This is a genomic window from Stenotrophomonas sp. STEN029, assembly GCF_056760015.1.
In genome coordinates this window covers 1-17,693 of sequence record NZ_JBRREC010000014.1, presented here as the reverse complement: position 1 = coordinate 17,693, position 17,693 = coordinate 1, and the positions used below count along the sequence as shown (strand labels likewise).

The following is a 17,693-nucleotide window of genomic DNA, read 5'->3' as shown; positions in this document are numbered from 1 at the left end:
GTCAGCCGATCAGCCCGGCGTTGGCGGCGGGTTGATGACCGGGCCGCGCCAGCAACAGGTGTGAGACGCCGATCGAACGTTCAAGGAAGCCGCCCTCGCAGTAGGCAAGATAGAACTCCCAGAGCCTGCAGAAACGCGCATCGAAGCCCTGTGCGTGCACCGCAGGCAGCTGTGCCATGAAGCGCTGGCGCCAGGCGCGCAGGGTCAAGGCATAGGAGTAGCCGAAGTCGTGCTGGGCCACCAGCTGCAGGTCGCTGGCTCGCGTCTTCGCCGCCAGAATCGCTGCGATCGAGGGGATGAAGCTGCCGGGGAATACGAAGCGCTTGATGTAGTCCACGCTGCGCCGGGCCTGCTCGTAGCGATGGTCTTCGATGGTGATCGCCTGCAGCAACGCAACCCCATCGGGCTTGAGCAGACGCTGCAGGGTGGCCATGTAGGTGTCCAGGTATTCGGCACCGATGGCCTCGATCATCTCGATCGAGACCAGCTTGTCGAACTGGCCTTCAAGATCACGGTAGTCCTGCATCAGCAGGGTGATCCGGTCCTGCAGTCCGGCCTCGCGCACGCGTTGCGCGGCCAGTGCGTGCTGCTCCGCCGAGATCGTGGTGGTGGTGACGTGGCAGCCGTAGTGCCGTGCCCCGTGCAGGGCGAAGCCACCCCAGCCGGTGCCGATCTCGATCACCCGGTCGCCGGCCTGCAACTGCAGCTGCTGGCAGATGCGGTCCAGCTTGCGCTGTGAGGCCTGCTCAAGCGATGTGTTTTCGTCGGCAAACAGTGCGGAGGAATACATCAGGTCCGGCGACAGGAACAGCGCGAAGAAATCGTTGCCGAGGTCATAGTGCGCGGCGATGTTGCGGCGGCTGCCTTCGCGGCTGTTGCGCCGCAGCCGGTTCCAGCCACGCAGCAGCCAGCCACCAATACGCGCGGGGCCGCGTTCCATGCCATCGAGCAGGTCGCGGTTTCGCACCAGGATGCGCACCAGCGTGACCAGGTCATCGCAACGCCAGTCGCCGTTGATATAGCTCTCGCCAGCACCGACGCTACCTTGTGCGGCAACCTTGCGATAGAACGCGGGATCATCAATGGTCACAGTGGCCTGCAGCTGCGCTGAAGCATCGCCGAGCACCACCTCGCCGAGCACGTCGTGCACACGCAGACAGCCCTCACGCAATGGTGCGAGTTCGGCCAGCAGCCGGCGCCGCAGCAGTGCATCCAGCGCACCGGGCTGTGGCAGGGCCACCGAGGAAGTCATCTGGTTCATCGCGTTTTCTCGGCGAGGGAAGGATGGTCATGGACCGGGTTGCGCTTGAGCCACAGCCGCAGTGCCTGCCAGTGGATGGCGGCGACCACCTGCAGCGTCATCAGCGGGTAGCAGGCCAGCACCCGCGCCAAGCCGGCACCATTGAGCGGGTGGCGCTGCATGGACTGGGTGGCGTCGAACTGGCGCAGGCCTCCGCGCCATACCTGCATATGCACCTGCAGGTCGTCGGCTGGCGCGGTGAGGCGCCAGTCGTAGCGGCAATCCATCGCCATGAACGGCGAAACATGGAAGCACTTGTCGAACTGCCAGCGCAGCGCCCGGCCGTTGCTGAGCGCGGTTGCCGCAGGCAGTACATAGGCGTGGCGTTCTTTCCATGGCGTGTTGGTGATGTCCGCCACGATGCAGTCCAGGCTGACGCCATCGGCCCGGTAGCAGTAGTAGAAGCTGACCGGATTGAACACGTGGCCGGCAACGCGCAGATGGGTCAGCAGGCGCACCGGTCCGGCCGGCCGATGGCCAAGCACGGTTGCAGCGTGGTCTCTCACCGCATCTGCCAGCGGCCGCGCCGGATCGCCGAAATAGTCGCTGCGGCGGAACTCGGCCAGGTTGCGACGGTTCACCGACCACAGCCAGCGCCCGGCAAAGACCTGCTCCAGTTCATCCAGGTCCAGCAGCAGCTGGGCGATGGGATAGCGGAACGCATGTGGATGCGGCAGATGGCGGCGATGCACCACCTGGCCGAGGTAGATCGCACTGTTGGTCATGCGGTCGCCTCCGGCTGCGGCGGCCAGAATGCGTTGGGCCTGCGCGCAGTCAGCGCATCCACCACGCGGCGGGCACTGCGTATGCCATCTTCGTGGAAGCCCCAGCCCCAGTACGCGCCGGCGAACCAGGTGTGGCGCTGGCCCTGGATATCGGCCCAGCGCTGTTGTGCCGCCACGGCGGCGTGGTCGTGCACCGGGTGCGCGTAGCGCATGCGCCGCAGCACCTTGGCCGGATCGATCCGAGCGCTGTCGTTGAGCGTCACCACCAGCGGCGTATCGCCTGGAAGTCCCTGCAGCAGGTTCATGCAGTAGCTGACCGTGCATGGTGCGTCGGTTGCGTCCGGCACGTGCGCATTCCAGGCCGCCCACGCCTTGCGCCTGCGTGGCAGCAGGGAGGCATCGGTATGCAACACCACTTCGTTGTGCTGGTAGTTGATGGCGCCCAGTATCTGCTGCTCAAGCGGGTCCGCGTCATCGAGCAGGCGCAAGGCCTGGTCGCTGTGGCAGGCCAGGATCACTTCATCGAAGCCTTCAACGCCTGCGGCGCTGTGGACCCACGCCCCGTCCGCTTCGCGCTCAACCTTCCAGACCGCGCATTCAAGCCGTTCGCGCACCTGCCAGCGTGCCCGCAGGGCGTCGATATAGCGCGCAGAGCCGCCTTTCACCACGCGCCATTGTGGACGCCCGCTGATCTGCAGCATCTGGTGGTTGGCCATGAACTGGACCAGGTAGCGCGCCGGGAAATCCCGCACGGTGGCGGTCGGCGAAGACCACAGCGCCGATGCCATCGGCAGCAGGTGTTCCTCGACGAAGGCCTCGCCGTAACGCTGGCTGCGCAGGTACTCGCCCAGCGTGGGGCCGGCACCGCCATCCAGCAGCGCCGGTGCTTCACGGTAGAAGCGGCGCAGGTCACGCAGCATGCCCCAGAAGCGTGGCGACAGCAGGTTGCGACGCTGGCAGAACAGGCCATCGAGCGAGGTCGCGTTGTATTCCACGCCGCTGCGTTCGCTGCGCATGGAGAAACTCATCGTGGTCGGCTGCGATTCCACCCCAAGCTCATCGAACAGCGCGCTCAGCAGCGGGTAGTGCTGCGGGTTGAAGACGATGAAGCCGGTATCCACGGCCATCGGTATCCCGTCCACCTGCAGCGCATGGGTATGGGTGTGGCCGCCGAGGTAGTCATTGGCCTCGAACAAGGTGACTTCATGCGCGCCATCCAGCCACCAGGCGCTGGCCAGCCCGGCAATTCCCGAACCAATGACGGCGATACGCATGTCAGTTCCTCGCCTTGGCCAGCACCCAGGCCGGGATTGGCTTGAGCTCCTTGACCAGGCCCAGCATCGCCATCAACCGCAGGCCATACCAGGTCAGGTCGATTTCCCACCAGCGGAATCCCTGGCGCACCGTGCCGGGGAAGAAATGGTGGTTGTTGTGCCAGCCCTCACCGAAGGTGAGCAGCGCCAGCCAGAAATTGTTGCGGCTGTCGTCGCGGGTATCGAAGCGACGGTGACCGAAGCGGTGGGCCAGTGAATTGATGGTGACGGTGGCGTGGAACAAGACCACGGTGGAGATGAAGAATCCCCAGACCAGCAATTGCATGCCGGAGGTCTGCAGGGCCGGTGCCCAGCGTTCAAGCGCCGCGCCCAGTGCATAAAGGGAGGCGGCGAGCAACAGCGGTACCACGGTGTCGAAGCGGTCCAGCCAGCGCAGCTCCGCGAAGCCGGCCAGATCCGGCACGCGCTGCAGGTCGGTGGCGAAGGCTTCACGGGTCAGGAACCAACCGACGTGGCTGCGCCAGAAGCCTTTCTGCTGCGGCGAATGTGGGTCCAGCGGCTGGTCGGCATGGCGATGGTGATGCCGATGGTGTGCCGCCCACCACAGCGGCCCTCGCTGCACGCTGGACGCACCGACAAGGGCGAACAGGAACTGCACCGCGCGCGATGTCTGGAAGGTGCGATGGGAAAAATAGCGGTGATAGAACGCAGTGATCGCGAACATCCGCACGGCATACAGGGCCAGCGCGATGCCAGCCGCCGTCCACGACACACCCACCCAGATCACTCCCAGGCAGCCGATGTGCAGCAGCGCGAAGGGCAGGGCGCGCATCCAATCGATGCGATCGCCCGCCTGCGGCTCGCTAGCGACATCAGCGCTACCCGCGGTGTCGAACCAGCGCTGGATCGTACGCAGCAGGGCCACACGGCGGCGGGGAAGGGGCGCTGCGGATGCCATGGCGCGTATCTCGAGAGGTTTCCTACCTTCCTCTACGGCGCGCGGCGTTGATTGGATGCAGCGTAATGAAGATTTCATCAGGATCAGCCACGCGTGGCGGCACAGCGCGGCACCAGCGCCTGCTGCAGCTCGGCCTGCCATTGCGCAAGCGGGCGCTCCACTGCCTTCTGTGCGAAGCGCACCGTCACCACCGGGTAGTCACCGCGGGCATCGCGCAGGTTGCTGGTACCGTGGAATTCCAGCAGGCGCCGATCGGCATCGGCGTAGACCAGCGCAAGACGCGGCGCGACCACCCCGTACCAGGCATCCAGCTGCACCTGGATGGCCTGGGCATCAAGCCCCTGCCAGCGGATGGTGCCGACACGCTGCACCTGCACCGGGTAGTAGCGCTGGCGGCTGGGGACCAGGAACTGCAGGCTGAGCCGCTCGCCCTGCATCAATTGCTGCCAGTGCGCGCGCACGGCGGCGTCGAACCCTGCATCGATCACCGCATCGGCCGGAAGCGGAAGCCGCTGCGCCCGCGTTTTCGCCGCCGCGTCCTCTTTCCAGTTCAGTTGTACGACGCCTGCCGTCGCAGCAACGCTGGCAGCCTGGCCACTACGGCGATCCTCCCAGCGATAGCTGGGTGCCTGGGCGGAACCGTTGACCTGCATGTGCTTGCGCGCGAAGGGCTGGCCGTCGGGGCACAGGTAGTGCACCCATCGCTCGGCTGCGTCCCCGGCGCCGCGTTGCCAATGCACCTCGCGGTAGGCCACTGCCCCGTCGCGGGTCGTCGCAACGCCTTCACCGCGCAGCAGCGGCGCTGCCGACGCCATGCAGGGCAGGAACAACAACAGGCAGACCAGACGCATGGGAGGCATTCCGGAATGAGCTCTCCCTGCCTACGGGCGAAGCCGGCCGTTGGATGCAGGCACGGCGGTGCATCCAAACGCCGCCACCGCGCGTAGGAAGGACACCACATTCACTGCAGCCCTGCCCACGCAGATGTACCCTGATCCCCGCAACCTCCCTTCCCCCTTAGACACCGCCCGGATCGTGTCCAGTTCACAGCAGCTGAGCAAAGAGCCAATGAACTGGGCCGGTGACATGGACGGTGTGGCGCGGCTGCGTGATCGCGACTGCTTCATGCGCATCTACGACCACTTCATGCCGCGCCTGTGTGTCTACCTGCGCGGCCTGGGTGCCCCGGAGGCGGTAGCCGAGGAGCTGGCGCAGGAATGCCTGCTGCGCTTGTGGCTGCGGGCCGCGGAATTCGATCCGGCACAGGGCGCGTTGAGTACCTGGCTGTACCGCATCGCGCGCAACCTGCATATCGATCGTGTCCGCCACGAGCGCAGCTGGACGCTGGTGCAGGCGGCGGTGGAGAACGCGGCCGCGGCCGATGTGCTTGATCGCAGCAGCGCCGAGCAGTTCGCCGATCATGCGAGATTGCGCCAGCGCATCAACGAGTTGTCGGCGGTGCAGGCGCGGCTGGTGCGGATGTCCTATTTCGAAGCAAAGAGCCACGGCGAGATCGCGCAGGCGTTGGGAATGCCCTTGGGTACGGTCAAATCACATCTGCGGCGGGCCTTCCTGTTGCTGCAGTCGAAGGTCGGGGGGGCGTCATGAACCCGCACCACCACCTGCACGAATCCACCTTGATGAGTTACGCAGCCGGCGCACTGCAGGCGCCGTTGAGCATTGTTGCCGGTACCCACCTTGAGCAGTGCCCGCACTGCCGGCAGCGCCTGCGTGATGCCGAAGCGATTGGCTCGGCGTTGCTGGAACAGACCCAGCCGGTGCTCGAGGACGCGCGGCGCGAAACACTGCGCGCCGCCATGCTGGCGCAGCTGATGGACGCGGGCACGGTAGCGATGCCGCCACCGGCGCGGTCGGCACCACCGGAGCGGCCGCAGGCCGACCCGGAGTACTTGCCGGCGTCACTGCATCCTTACTTCGGTGACTCACTGGCCAGCTTGCGTTGGCGTTGGATGGCGCCGGGCGTGCATTGCATCCGTGCACGGCAGATGCCGTCGCTGATCATGTTGAAGATCGCGCCGGGTAAATGCCTGCCCATGCACAGCCATGGCCGCAGCGAACTCACCCAGGTCCTGCGTGGCTCGTACAACGACGCGCTGGGGCTGTTCGCTCCCGGCGATGTGGCGGACCTGGATGCCGAGGTGGAACACCAGCCGGTGACCGCGCCCGGTGTGCCGTGCATCTGTGTTTCGGCACTGGATGCACCGCTGGTATTCAGTGGCTGGCTGGCACGCAAGGTGCAGCGCTTCGTCAAACTCTAGTTCGTACGGAGGGGCCAATGGTGAACGATGGCGGGCGCCTGAAGATCGTGTTGACCGGAGCCAGTGGGCTGGTTGGTCAAGGCGTCGCGTTGGCCTGCGCTGGCTCCGTGCATGTAAGGCGCACGGTCGCGCTGGTGCGACACGCCGGCGGCCTGGTCACGGCAACCGAGGAGTTGGTGCTGGAGGACTTCATGCAGGCCCATCGTCGCCAGGCCGACCTGGTGGGCTTCGATGCCTGCTTCTATTGCGCCGGTGCCCCGCCCTTGGGCACAGCGGAAGACGCGTACCGGCGGGTCACGCTGGACACCACACTGGCTGTTGCGCAGACCTGGTTCGCTGCCAATCCACAGGGAATGTTCCTGTATGTATCGGGCGCGCACGCCAATCCCGAGAGCCACTTTATGCCGCTGCGCATCAAAGGCGAAACGGAGCGGGCACTGGCCCGGCTGACGGGGCGTACGGTGATGCTGCGGCCGGGTGGCGTACGGCCGGCCGCTGGCACCGGCAGCCGGCATGCGCTGTTGAAGCCGCTGTATGTGGTTGGTGGACCAATGATGCAGCTGGCAACAGCTGCCCTGCCGTCGGCGTTTACCAGCAACCTGATTCTGGGCCGCGCGATGATCGCGTTGGCACGCATGCGTGATCCGCCCGCCGAGGTGGAATGCTCGCAGATCAATCAGCTCGGGAATGCCGACGCAGCCTAGGCCTGCTGCGGCAGCACGCCGAGGCGCGGGCTTTGCCGTTCACAGCAGCCCGGGATTTGCCTGCCAGACCGCGTAGTTGAGCACGCTGGCAAAGCCCACCCAGGCAAGATAGGGCAGCAACATGCAGGCCGCGACCTTGTGGATGCGCCAGAACGCAATCAGCGTGGCGACGATCAACACCAATAACAACAGGATATCGGCGAAAGCCAACGCGCCCTGTTTCCAACCGAAGAACAGCCAGCTCCACAGCGTGTTGAGGCCGAGCTGCAGCAGGTACAGCGTCAGGGCCGGTGTCGCCGCACGCCAGCCGCGCTCTCGCCAGACAAGGAATGCCGCCAGCGCCATCAGCGCATACAAGGCGGTCCACACCGGCCCGAACAGGCTCGCCGGTGGCGCCCATGCAGGCAGCGCAAGGCTGGCGTAGAAACTGGCGGCTGAGATAGAGGCGCGTGCGCCCAACGCAGCGGCGAGGAAGGTGACCAGGAACCAGCCGGAGAAACCAAGGAGCTGTCTAGGTATCTGCATGGCGCTTGCTCGTCCTTTCCGGCGTGATCAGATGTCGCTTGTACGTAACAGTGCAGGGTTTGGATGCAGTGACGACAGCCAAGGATGCTGATCGGTGCCTGGATCACCCCGGCAGGCTGATCCACCTGCCTTGCATCCTGGCCTGAATCGGGACGGCTTTCAGGACGCGCACGGCTGCATGTGGCAGCCGTGGCGCCCTGGCGGTGGTTACTGCTTGTCGATCGCGGAGATCCGTGTCTTGCCGATTCGCCTGCCTTCCAGATCAATCACCTGCAGGCGCCAGCCAGTCGACTCAACGGTATCGCCAGCCACCGGCAGCCGCTCCAGCGCACGCAGGAACAAGCCGGACAAACTGACATACATCGGGCTTCGTTCCAGCGTGATGCCGCTGATGCGCTCCACGTCTTCGATCGACATGGAGGCGTCGACGATCCAGCTGCCATCCACCTGTTCGGCGCCGAAGTCGGCGTCGCGGGTATCGGCAAGATCGCCTGCAATCGCCGCCAGCAGATCGTTGGCGGTGACCAGGCCCTGCACGCTGCCGTACTCGTCGACCACCACCGCCAATGGAATCGGATGCTGCTTGATCCGCTCCAGCGCACGCAGCGCGGTCGCGCCTTCGGGCAGGGTCAGCGGCTCGCGCAGGTAGTCGGCCAACACCAAGGGCTTGCCGGCGAGCACGCCCGCCAGCAGGTCGCGGCTCTGCACTACGCCTTGCAGGTTATCCAGCTCGCCATCGGCCACCAGCAGGCGGGTATGCGGCGAGGCCATCAGCTGCGCGGTGGTGTGCTCCGGGCCCTTGCCCAGATCGATCCATTGGATATCGGCACGCACCGTCATCACGCTTGCGACCGAGCGGTCGGCCAGGGCCAGCACGCCGCGGATCATGTCGTGCTCGGATGCGGCCAGGCCCGATGGCAGCTGATCCGCTGGCTCGTGGCTCTCACCGGCAACGGCCTGCGTCGGGCGTGAGCCCAGCAGCTTGAGCACCGCGTTGGAGGTGCGCTGCCGGAAGGACAGGTTCTGTGCGTGCTTTTCGCGATTGAACTGCGTCCACTGGTTGAAACCCTCGATCAGGATCGAGAAGGCGATGGCTGCGTACAGATAGCCCTTGGGGATCTTGAAGCCCAGGCCTTCGGCCACCAGGCTGAAGCCGATCATCAACAGGAAGCCAAGGCACAGGATCACCACCGTCGGATGACGGTTGACGAAACTGGTCAGCGGCTTGCTGGCCAGCATCATCACGGCCATCGCGATGGTTACTGCGGCGAACATCACGCCGAGGTTGTCGACCATGCCGACCGCGGTGATCACCGAGTCCAGCGAGAACACCGCATCGAGGATGACGATCTGCGTCACCACCAGGCCGAAGCTGGCGTATACCTTGTTGTCGCCGGCTTCATGCGAGCGCCCTTCCAGCCGCTCGTGCAGTTCCATCGTCGCCTTGAACAACAGGAACAGGCCGCCGACCAGCAGGATCAGGTCGCGGCCGGAGAGCGCGTGGTCGAATACGGAGAACAGCGGCGTGGTGAGCCGCATGATCCAGGACAGCGTGGCCAGCAGGCCCAGTCGCATCAACAGCGCCAGGCTCAAGCCGATGAGGCGGGCCTTGTCACGCTGGTGGGGAGGAAGCTTGTCCGCAAGGATCGCGATGAAGACGAGGTTGTCGATGCCGAGGATGATTTCGAGAACGACAAGTGTGGAAAGACCCATCCAGATTGTTGGGTCGGATAACCATTCCATGCAGTGTTGGGGTAGCGGAGGAACCCCGATCATCGCACGCGCGAACAGTTTGCTTCCTTTTTTGGGCGAAGCCGCTGTTTTTGTTCACTTTGCTGTTCATGGAATCGTTGTTGCATCCCGTCGATGCGGCCGCGTGCACGGAGTTGGTGAAGCGTGGCGCCTGCGGACGGAGCGGTATGGCACCGCAGGCTGGGTCGGGACACCTCCCCTCTGACATGCAATCACACGCTTTCTGCCACCGGGAATCCATGCATCACGGCTTGACCGCTGCCATTGCCATTGCCATTGCCAGGCGATGAAATGCTGCTGTCATCTCCGCACGCCACCATCTGCCGCTTTATCGGCGGCGGGACCTTGGGTTGTCGTGAAAAGCGCCAGGATCTGGGAGCAGGGCTATGAGCTGCGCCGACGCTTGCTGCGGGGATTCTTCCTGCGCCGGGGCTCCCACGCCGATGATGCCGAGGATCTGGCGCAGGAGGTCTACCTGCGGCTGCTGCGTCGCAGTGACGACGATGCCGAGGCCATCGCCAATCCAGAAGGCTATCTCTTCGCGGTCGCCGCCAACCTCGCCCGCGAGCACGCGCGCACGCAATCCGCGCGTCCACCGCTGGACGATGTCGATCTGCTTGCCGAGGTGCTGAAGAGCGAGGAAGACATCGAGGGCGAGTTCGAGCAGGTGCAGCGTTGGAGTGATATCCGCGGCGCCATCGCGCGCTTGCCTGCCACCACCCGCCGGGTGATGGAGCTGCACTATCGCGAAGGCGTGGAATGCCTGCAGATCAGCGCGCAGCTTGATGTGTCCGTGCACATGGTGCGCAAGCATATTGGCAAGGGGCTGGAAGCCTGCCGGCAGGCCCTTGGCACCAGGGAGGGTGCATGAACCCGGATACCACCGATTGCATGGATGGAAGTGTTGCCGAGCAGGGCGTGCAGTGGTTCCTGATCAACCGCGACGGGGCGCTGAGCGACGTACAGCGGCGCGCATTCCTGGCCTGGCTGCGGCGTTCACCGGAGCATGTGCGTGCCTATCTGCGTGCGCTCGATCTGCACCGGCAGGTAGGCGAGGCAATGCCGGCAGCATCGTCCGACCTGCTCGAAGGCATGCTGATGGAGGCGGGCGCACGTCGACCGACGGCCAAGGTGGTGCCCTTGTTTGCCAGAAACGCCGCCAGCAGCGCGGTTCCGGCGCGACGTGGACGGCGCCGCTGGGCTGCCTTGGCCGCGGCTGCCTGCCTGGTGCTGGTGCTGGGGGCGTCGTTGTCACGGCTATGGCCGCAGGAGCAGGTGTTGGCGGCAGGGCACGGTGAACTGCGCGAACTGGTGCTGGCAGATCGCACCCAGGTGCGGTTGAACGCGGACAGCGCCATCCGTGTGCGCATGGGCTGGCTGGATAGACGGGTGGAGCTGCTGCGCGGTGAAGCCAGTTTCGATGTCGCACCGGACCGACGCGCATTCGAGGTGCAGGTAGGCGAGCTGCGGGTGCGCGATATCGGCACCGTGTTCGATGTGTCGCGACGGCTGCAGAACACCCGCATCGGCGTGGTCTCGGGCGAAGTCGAGGTGTGGAGGGGGGACTCGGACCAGCAGCGCCTTGCCCGGCTGGTCGCAGGCCGCGTGGTGCTGGTGGACAACGATACCGGCGCGGTGCAGCCCTTGGACATGCCTGCATCGATGCTCCTGGATTGGCAGCACCGCAAGGTGTCCTTCCTGGACGAACGGCTGGATGAGGTTGCGGCAGCATTCAATCGCCATAACCGGGTGCAGGTCGTGATCGAGGACGACGCAGCGGCGGCCATGCGCCTGTCCGGCAGCCTGGATGCGGACCGGATCGTGGCGCTGCAGGCATTCCTTGCCCGCGACCCGCGCTTCAAGGTGCAGCGGCGTGGTGACACCGTGCATGTCCATAGCCGCTGAAGGCAGCGCGTTGGGCCTGTAAGAAAAAATTCATCGAATCAGCGTTCTCCACTTCGCCGCAGCACCGCTCTTACTAGGGGAAGCCGACGTCACCTGCCGACGCGGCACATGCAATCTCCCTCCCTAGGAACCGTGATGCGGAAGAAGCTCTACCTGTCGGTCGTACTTGCACTATCCCCCTGCATTGCCGTGCCGGCACTCGCTGCCACGGATGGACTGGACGCGAAAGTGAAGACCGCGATCCCGGCGCAATCGCTGGGTCATGCGTTGGAGCAGTTGTCACGCAGTGCCGGCGTGCAGTTCCTCTATTCGCCTACCGGCGCGCCGCGCATGGCAGCGGCGGTGCCGAGCGGCGCCACCGTCAAACAGGCGCTGGAGGTGCTGCTGGCTGGCAGCGGGTTGAGCTACAGCGTGGTGGACGGCAACGTCATCGCCATCGATCCAGCGCCCGCCAAGCCAGCCGCTGCGCAACCCGCGCCAGCGGTGCCACGTGCCGCAGAGGCGGCCGCCGCGCCTACCCTGGGGACGGTGACGGTGATTGCCGCACATGAGGTCATCGACCAGAAGAAGCAGTCGCCGGTGATCAAGGATTCGGTGATCTATGACGAGATGGACAGTTATGGCGACGAGACCCTGGCCGAGAGCCTGATGGCCGCGCCGGGCCTGAGCGCGGTGGAGGACGCAGGCGAGCCGCGTTACGTCACTGTGCGTGGCGTGCAGGCCAACCTCAACTACACCACCATCGATGGCATCGCCATTGCCAGCGTAGGCGGCAGCGGCTCCGGCGAGCGGATGAACAACCTGCAGCTGATTCCCAGCGACATCGGTACCCGCACCGATATCTACAAGAGCTTCAGTGCCGAGCGGGCACCGGATGCCATTGGTGGCGTGATCGACATCATCAGCCGCAGCGCGTTTGATCGCTCCGGGCAGTATGTATTCGCCGACGTGGCAGGTATCTACTCCACCGCCGAGACCGATGTCGGCCGCAGTGCCGGCGGTGACCACAAGACACTTGGGCACTTTGGCAAAAGCGCCAAGATGGTGTTCTCCAACCAGTTCGGCGCTGACCAGCAGTTCGGCATCGTCGCGGTGGCGCGCTATGAACAGCGTTCGCGCAACAGCATCAAGCGCTGGGTCGAGTCCAACTACTACTTCAACGATACGGGCAAGTACCTCACCGATGGCACCACCGCGCCCACCGAGGCGGCAGGTTGGAACGGCCTGCGTGCACCGGGCAACTTCAGTACCGGCACCTATACCAACTTCATCACCAACTTCGGTGGCTCGGCCAAGCTGGAATGGAAGCCAAGCGACGATCCCTTCTACGCGTCGTTGTTGCTGTACTCGTACCGCTTCTACGAGAACTCGACGATGAACAAGACCGATCTGTATTCCAACGCGAAGTTCGCGATCCGTGATCAGACCGCCGATGGCGGCACCACCCAGATCAACAGCATCTACATCAAGAATCGCCACGATCGCTGGGACCGCAACAATCGCGGGGCGATCGCCAACTTCAACTGGGACATCGGTGCGCTGACCAGGCTGACCCTGCGCGGCGGCCACACAGAGGAGACCTTTGACAATACCCAGGTCTATTGGGGCGTGCGCGCCTACCCGAGCAATCTGTTCGTGGACTACGCCAATGACAAGCACGGCTTCCCGAACGCCGTGGGTGTGTCCGACCCGAGCCTGCTGACCAGTTCCAGCTTCAAGCTCAATCCGGCCCAGGCCTACATCTCGCCACGCGACGCGAAGGAGACCATCGACAACCTGCGCCTGGACTTCAGCCACAACATCGATGCCGATGCGCGCGGCTTCGGGCTTGCCGCAGGTGCCGAGTACCGCCACCTCAACATCTGGCAGGACATCGATTTCAATTACTACAAGACCAGCGCGACCTTGAATGACTACCTGTATCCGGGTTCGACGCTGCTCGGCTCGGTGCCGGGCTTTCCGCTGATCGACAACAGCAAGGTCACCGAAGAGCTGCTGCCGACCTTGGGCAACAACAACGCGGCCTATCCGAACGCGAACTTCACCAGCGACTACAAATACGTGGAGGACATCGCCAATGCCTATGTGTCCGCCCACTATGCATGGGATCGGTTGCTGCTGATCGGCGGCCTGCGCTACGACCACACCCGCTTCGATGCGTTCAGCCCGTATAGCAATAACGGCGGCAGCACCTATACCGCCGATTTCCTGAAGACCAGTGGCGGCTACAGCGACCTGCTGCCTTCGCTGAACGCCAGTTTCAAGCTCAGCGAGAACCAGCGCCTGCGCTTCTCGGCGAGCCGGACGCTGGGCCGCCCGACCCCAAGCAACATCGCCCAGGCCACCAACAGCAGCTGTGCGGACGATGACGATGGCCGGGGCTATTGCACGATCAAGCAGGGCAATGCCGGGCTCGATCCGCGCCGCTCGACGAATCTGGACCTGGCCTGGGAGAAGTACTTCAACGGCAACAACGGCATCGTCTCGGTTGCGCTGTTCGACAAGGTGATCAAGGACGACATCTATACCTTGACCACCTTTGAGGACATCGGCGACACCACCTACCGGGTTACCCAGCCGATGAACACCGACGAATCGCGGCTGCGCGGCGTCGAGTTCGCCATCGCCAACCGCAACCTTCGCTTGGGACGTCACCGCTTCGACATGTTCTTCAATGCCACCGGCCTGGACGGGCAGACCAACTACAGGATCAGTGACGGTACATCGCGGCGCCTTGATCGCCTGTTGTACCAGCCGGACTGGTCGCTCAATGGCTCGGCGATCTGGCGCATGCCGTGGAACAGCGCCCAGCTGCGGGTTTCCGGCAACTACCGCAGCCGCATGCTGGTCGACTTCGGTGATACCGAATGGCTCGATTCCTATTACGACCCGTACATGACCTTCAACCTGGCTTTCAGCCACAAGATCAGCAAGCACGTCACGCTGAAGTACGAGGCCAAGAATCTTTTCAACATGCAGCCGACTTACAGCACCGGTCCGAACGGTCGCTTCCGTACCGAGATCGATGACTACGGCCGCTTCTACTACTTCCACATCATCTACAACTGAGGACACGGCCCGTGGACAACTTCAATCGCAGGCGTTTCCTCGCGCTGTCCGGTCTGTCGGCGTTTGGTGCGTGGATGGGCACCGCATCGATGGCCGCACGGGCCGACGCCAGCGCGCTGAATCCGCGCAACCTGCTGGCATCGCCGCGCTTTGCCAGCACGCCGTTCACCCTTGGGGTGGCGTCCGGTGATCCCAGCCCGGATGGCATGGTGTTGTGGACGCGGCTGGCGACCGAACCCTTGGTATTCGGCGGTGGCATCACGCCGCGGCCGATCCCCGTGCAATGGCAGCTGGCTGCCGATGATGGCTTCCGTCGCGTGTTGCGGCAGGGTTCGGCACTTGCGCATCCCGAGCTCGGTCATGCCTTGCATGTGGAGCTGCAAGGGTTGGAGCCTGGCCGACCGTACTGGTACCGCTTCACCGTTGGCGGCCATGAAAGCGCAGTAGGCCGCACCTGCACGCTGCCCGCGGCAACGGCACAGGTGGACAGGGTCCGCTTCGCGGTGGCTGGTTGCCAGCACTTCGAGGAAGGGCATTTCACTGGCTGGCGTTGCATCGCCGAGGAGCCGCTGGATTTCGTCTTCCACTATGGCGACTACATCTACGAGGGTGAGAGCCAGCCTGGCGTGCGGCGGATGAATGGTCAGCCTTTCACCAACCTGCGCAACCACGTTGGGCCGCAGATCTACACCCTGGATGACTATCGGCGGCGCTATGCGCAATACAAGAGTGATGCCGACCTGCAGGCCGCGCACGCCGCCGCACCGTGGTTCGTGACCTTCGACGACCACGAGGTGGACAACAACTGGGCGGGCGCGGAGGACCAGGATGGAACCCCGAGCGAAGTGTTCCTGCTGCGGCGCGCACAGGCCTTCCAGGCGTACTACGAGAACATGCCGTTGCGCCGTTCTGCATTCCCGGTCAACGGGCATATGCAACTGTATCGGCGTGCGCGCTACGGCAACCTGATGGATCTGCACCTGCTTGATACCCGCCAATACCGCAGTAAGCAGGTGGACATGGCCGCGCGCGAGCAGGTCGAGTCGCCGGCACGCAGCATCGTCGGCGCGCAGCAGGAGCGCTGGTTGTTCGATGGGCTGGCGGATGCGGCGCCACGTTGGCATACCATCGCCCACCAGGTTTCGCTGGGCAATTACGCGCGCGAGAAGGATGGACAGGTGGTGTCATCGGATGACCAGTGGTCCGGCTACCTGGACAGCCGCCGGCGGCTGCTCGACCACATCCAGACGCTGGGCTTCAACAACGTGGTTACCGCATGTGGGGACGCGCACCGGCACTACGCCAGTGACCTGGTGCAGGACAACGCCGATTCCGGGGTGATATCAAGCGAATTCCTGGCCACGTCGATCAGCTCCGGCGCCGATGGCCAGGGCGTCGATGCGATGGCGCGCAGTACGCTGCAGCACAGTCCGCACCTGAAGGCCACCACCGACAAACGCGGCTATGTGCTGTGCGACGTGACCCGCGACGCCTGGGTGGGCGACATGAAGACGCTCGACCAGGTCATGCAGCCCAACGGCAAGCTTGAAAGCTGGAAGCGCTATGCGGTGGCGCATGGCCGGCCGGGCTTGCAGGAGGCCTGAGGGCGCCCTCATCCGGTGAAACTCACGGATCATCTCGCTGCCAGCAATGCCGGCGTGATGTGGGCAGCCGTGGTTCCAGCGGATGGCCCGTTCCTGTGCGCCAGGGCTCCCTATCGTCATCGTGTCGCTGATAGGCTACGGCGGCGACCACAGGAGCAGGCCATGAGAATTTCACGCACGGCGATTTTCAGCGGATTACTGGCTGCAGGGTTTTTCGCAGCGCAGGCGCAGGCGGCACAGCTCGATGCGCAGTTGCGGGCAGCGGCGACGGCCCAGCAGCCAGCAGTGATCGAGACACTGCGCGAGCTGGTGCTGATGGAGTCCGGTTCCACGGATCATGAGGGGGTCGGCAAGGTGATGGCCTATCTCGACAAGCGGCTGCAGGCGCTGGATGCGAAAGTTGAACGAGTGCCGTCGGCAACCGGCGGCCCGGATCTGGTGCGCGGCACCTTCAACGGCACTGGCAAGTTGAAGGTGATGTTGATCGCCCACGCCGATACCGTCTACGACCGCGGCATCCTCGAGAAGGAACCGTTCCACCAGAAAGGCAACCTGTTGTATGGCCCGGGTATCGCCGACGACAAGGGTGGCATCGCGGTGATCCTGCATTCGCTGGCCCTGCTCAAGGCGCGCAAGTGGAACGATTACGCGGCGGTCACGGTGTTGTTCAATCCGGACGAAGAGATCGGCTCGCCGGGCTCAGGCGAAACCATTGCGAAGTTGGCCGACGAACACGACGTGGTGCTGTCCTTCGAGCCATCGGCGGCCAAGGCGGTGATCGAAAGCGAAGGCGTGCTGCTCAGTGCCGCCGGCACTTCGCAGGTGCGGATGACGGTGCAGGGCCTGTCCGCACACGCAGGTGCGGCTCCGGAGCAGGGCCGCAACGCACTCGTCGAACTGGCCCATCAGATCATCCAGACCAAGGACGTGGCCGCCGGGGTGCCGGGTGCGCAGCTCAACTGGACCACGGCCAATGCCGGCACGGCGCGCAACCAGATTCCGGAACGCGCCGAAGTGGGTGGCGATGCACGTGTCACCCAGGCCGACAGCAATGCCAACCTGCTGGCCGCATTGCAGGCCAAGGTCAAGCAGAGCCACGCGGTGCCGGATACCACCACCACGGTCACGCTGGAGCCGCTGCGCCCGATCTACGTGGCGGGTGAGCGCGGCCGTGCATTGGCGGATCTGGCGCAGGAGATCTATGCCGAACTGGATGGCCGCAAGCTGCTGATGCATCCCACCACCAACGGCGGCACCGATGCAGGGTTTGCGGGCCGCTCCGGTCATGCCGCGGTGCTGGAAGGCCTGGGGCTCGCAGGCTGGGGATATCACGCACGCAATGAATTCATCGAGATCGATTCGATCCCGCCACGCCTGTACCTGGCATCGCGGATGTTGATCGAGCTTGCCAAGCGCGCGCCGAACTGAGTTCTCGGCGCGTCGGTTGGCCTTATGCAGAGCAAACCGGGGTGGGGGGGGGGGGTGGGGAAGGAGACCCCCCAGGGGGCCCCGGTGGGGGGGGGCCCCGGGGGGGGGCCCCCCGCGGCGGGGGGCCAACAGGGGGGGGGGGGGGGGGGGGGGGGGTGTGGGGGCGGCGG

At 64.7% G+C, this 17,693-nt stretch carries 15 protein-coding genes; 8 read left to right on the top strand and 7 right to left on the bottom strand.

Going from position 1 to position 17,693, the window contains the following annotated elements; all coding sequences use genetic code 11:
* Position 1: 1 nt before the first annotated feature.
* The 5 genes from ACVOLI_RS04970 to ACVOLI_RS04950 all read right to left on the bottom strand — a co-directional run bounded on the left by ACVOLI_RS04970 (position 2) and on the right by ACVOLI_RS04950 (position 5,108).
* Positions 2-1,261, bottom strand: coding sequence for a class I SAM-dependent methyltransferase (locus ACVOLI_RS04970; RefSeq protein ID WP_481533778.1), 1,260 nt, complete (start codon positions 1,259-1,261; stop codon positions 2-4).
* Entirely contained in the window at positions 1,258-2,025 is a 768-nt protein-coding gene (locus ACVOLI_RS04965; RefSeq protein ID WP_481533777.1) for a DUF1365 domain-containing protein, read from the bottom strand. The genes ACVOLI_RS04970 and ACVOLI_RS04965 overlap by 4 nt, the downstream gene beginning before the upstream one ends.
* On the bottom strand, positions 2,022-3,299 hold the full coding sequence (locus ACVOLI_RS04960) for an NAD(P)/FAD-dependent oxidoreductase (protein WP_481533776.1): 1,278 nt from the start codon (positions 3,297-3,299) through the stop codon (positions 2,022-2,024). Before ACVOLI_RS04960 ends, ACVOLI_RS04965 begins: the two co-directional genes overlap by 4 nt.
* Before the next feature lies 1 nt (position 3,300).
* Positions 3,301-4,257: an acyl-CoA desaturase gene (locus ACVOLI_RS04955; protein WP_481533775.1), complete on the bottom strand. Its 957-nt coding sequence runs from the start codon at positions 4,255-4,257 to the stop codon at positions 3,301-3,303.
* Positions 4,258-4,340: 83 nt separating this feature from the next.
* Positions 4,341-5,108, bottom strand: a complete 768-nt coding sequence (locus ACVOLI_RS04950) for a hypothetical protein (protein WP_481533774.1) — start codon at positions 5,106-5,108, stop codon at positions 4,341-4,343.
* A gap of 133 nt (positions 5,109-5,241) precedes the next feature.
* On the opposite strand from ACVOLI_RS04950, the gene ACVOLI_RS04945 reads away from it, so the two are divergent.
* From ACVOLI_RS04945 to ACVOLI_RS04935, 3 genes are read left to right on the top strand one after another with little or no spacing between them, the layout of a single operon-like run.
* Positions 5,242-5,865: a sigma-70 family RNA polymerase sigma factor gene (locus ACVOLI_RS04945; protein ID WP_282266405.1), complete on the top strand. Its 624-nt coding sequence runs from the start codon at positions 5,242-5,244 to the stop codon at positions 5,863-5,865.
* Positions 5,862-6,536 (top strand): ChrR family anti-sigma-E factor, encoded by a 675-nt coding sequence (locus ACVOLI_RS04940; RefSeq protein WP_481533773.1) that lies wholly within the window; start codon positions 5,862-5,864, stop codon positions 6,534-6,536. The genes ACVOLI_RS04945 and ACVOLI_RS04940 overlap by 4 nt, the downstream gene beginning before the upstream one ends.
* A gap of 17 nt (positions 6,537-6,553) precedes the next feature.
* Complete coding sequence (locus tag ACVOLI_RS04935) at positions 6,554-7,240, top strand: Rossmann-fold NAD(P)-binding domain-containing protein (RefSeq protein WP_481533772.1); 687 nt, start codon at positions 6,554-6,556, stop codon at positions 7,238-7,240.
* A gap of 39 nt (positions 7,241-7,279) precedes the next feature.
* On the opposite strand, the gene ACVOLI_RS04930 is transcribed toward ACVOLI_RS04935, so the two are convergent.
* Entirely contained in the window at positions 7,280-7,765 is a 486-nt protein-coding gene (locus tag ACVOLI_RS04930) for a TspO/MBR family protein (RefSeq protein ID WP_481533771.1), read from the bottom strand.
* A gap of 207 nt (positions 7,766-7,972) precedes the next feature.
* Positions 7,973-9,508, bottom strand: coding sequence for a TerC family protein (locus ACVOLI_RS04925; RefSeq protein ID WP_481533770.1), 1,536 nt, complete (start codon positions 9,506-9,508; stop codon positions 7,973-7,975).
* Positions 9,509-9,872: 364 nt separating this feature from the next.
* Here ACVOLI_RS04925 and ACVOLI_RS04920 point away from each other — a divergent pair, with 364 nt between their 5' ends.
* The 5 genes from ACVOLI_RS04920 (at position 9,873) to ACVOLI_RS04900 (ending at position 17,523) form a co-directional block, all read left to right on the top strand.
* Entirely contained in the window at positions 9,873-10,388 is a 516-nt protein-coding gene (locus tag ACVOLI_RS04920) for an RNA polymerase sigma factor (protein WP_481533769.1), read from the top strand.
* The gene (locus ACVOLI_RS04915) at positions 10,385-11,422 is read left to right on the top strand and encodes a FecR family protein (RefSeq protein ID WP_481533768.1); all 1,038 of its coding nucleotides are present in this window, start codon (positions 10,385-10,387) and stop codon (positions 11,420-11,422) included. The genes ACVOLI_RS04920 and ACVOLI_RS04915 overlap by 4 nt, the downstream gene beginning before the upstream one ends.
* A gap of 135 nt (positions 11,423-11,557) precedes the next feature.
* Entirely contained in the window at positions 11,558-14,491 is a 2,934-nt protein-coding gene (locus ACVOLI_RS04910) for a TonB-dependent receptor (protein WP_481533767.1), read from the top strand.
* A gap of 11 nt (positions 14,492-14,502) precedes the next feature.
* A complete protein-coding gene (locus tag ACVOLI_RS04905) occupies positions 14,503-16,095 on the top strand; it encodes an alkaline phosphatase D family protein (protein ID WP_481533766.1) in 1,593 nt (530 codons plus the stop codon).
* 162 nt (positions 16,096-16,257) lie between these two features.
* A complete protein-coding gene (locus ACVOLI_RS04900; RefSeq protein ID WP_481533765.1) occupies positions 16,258-17,523 on the top strand; it encodes a glutamate carboxypeptidase in 1,266 nt (421 codons plus the stop codon).
* Positions 17,524-17,693: the final 170 nt, after the last annotated feature.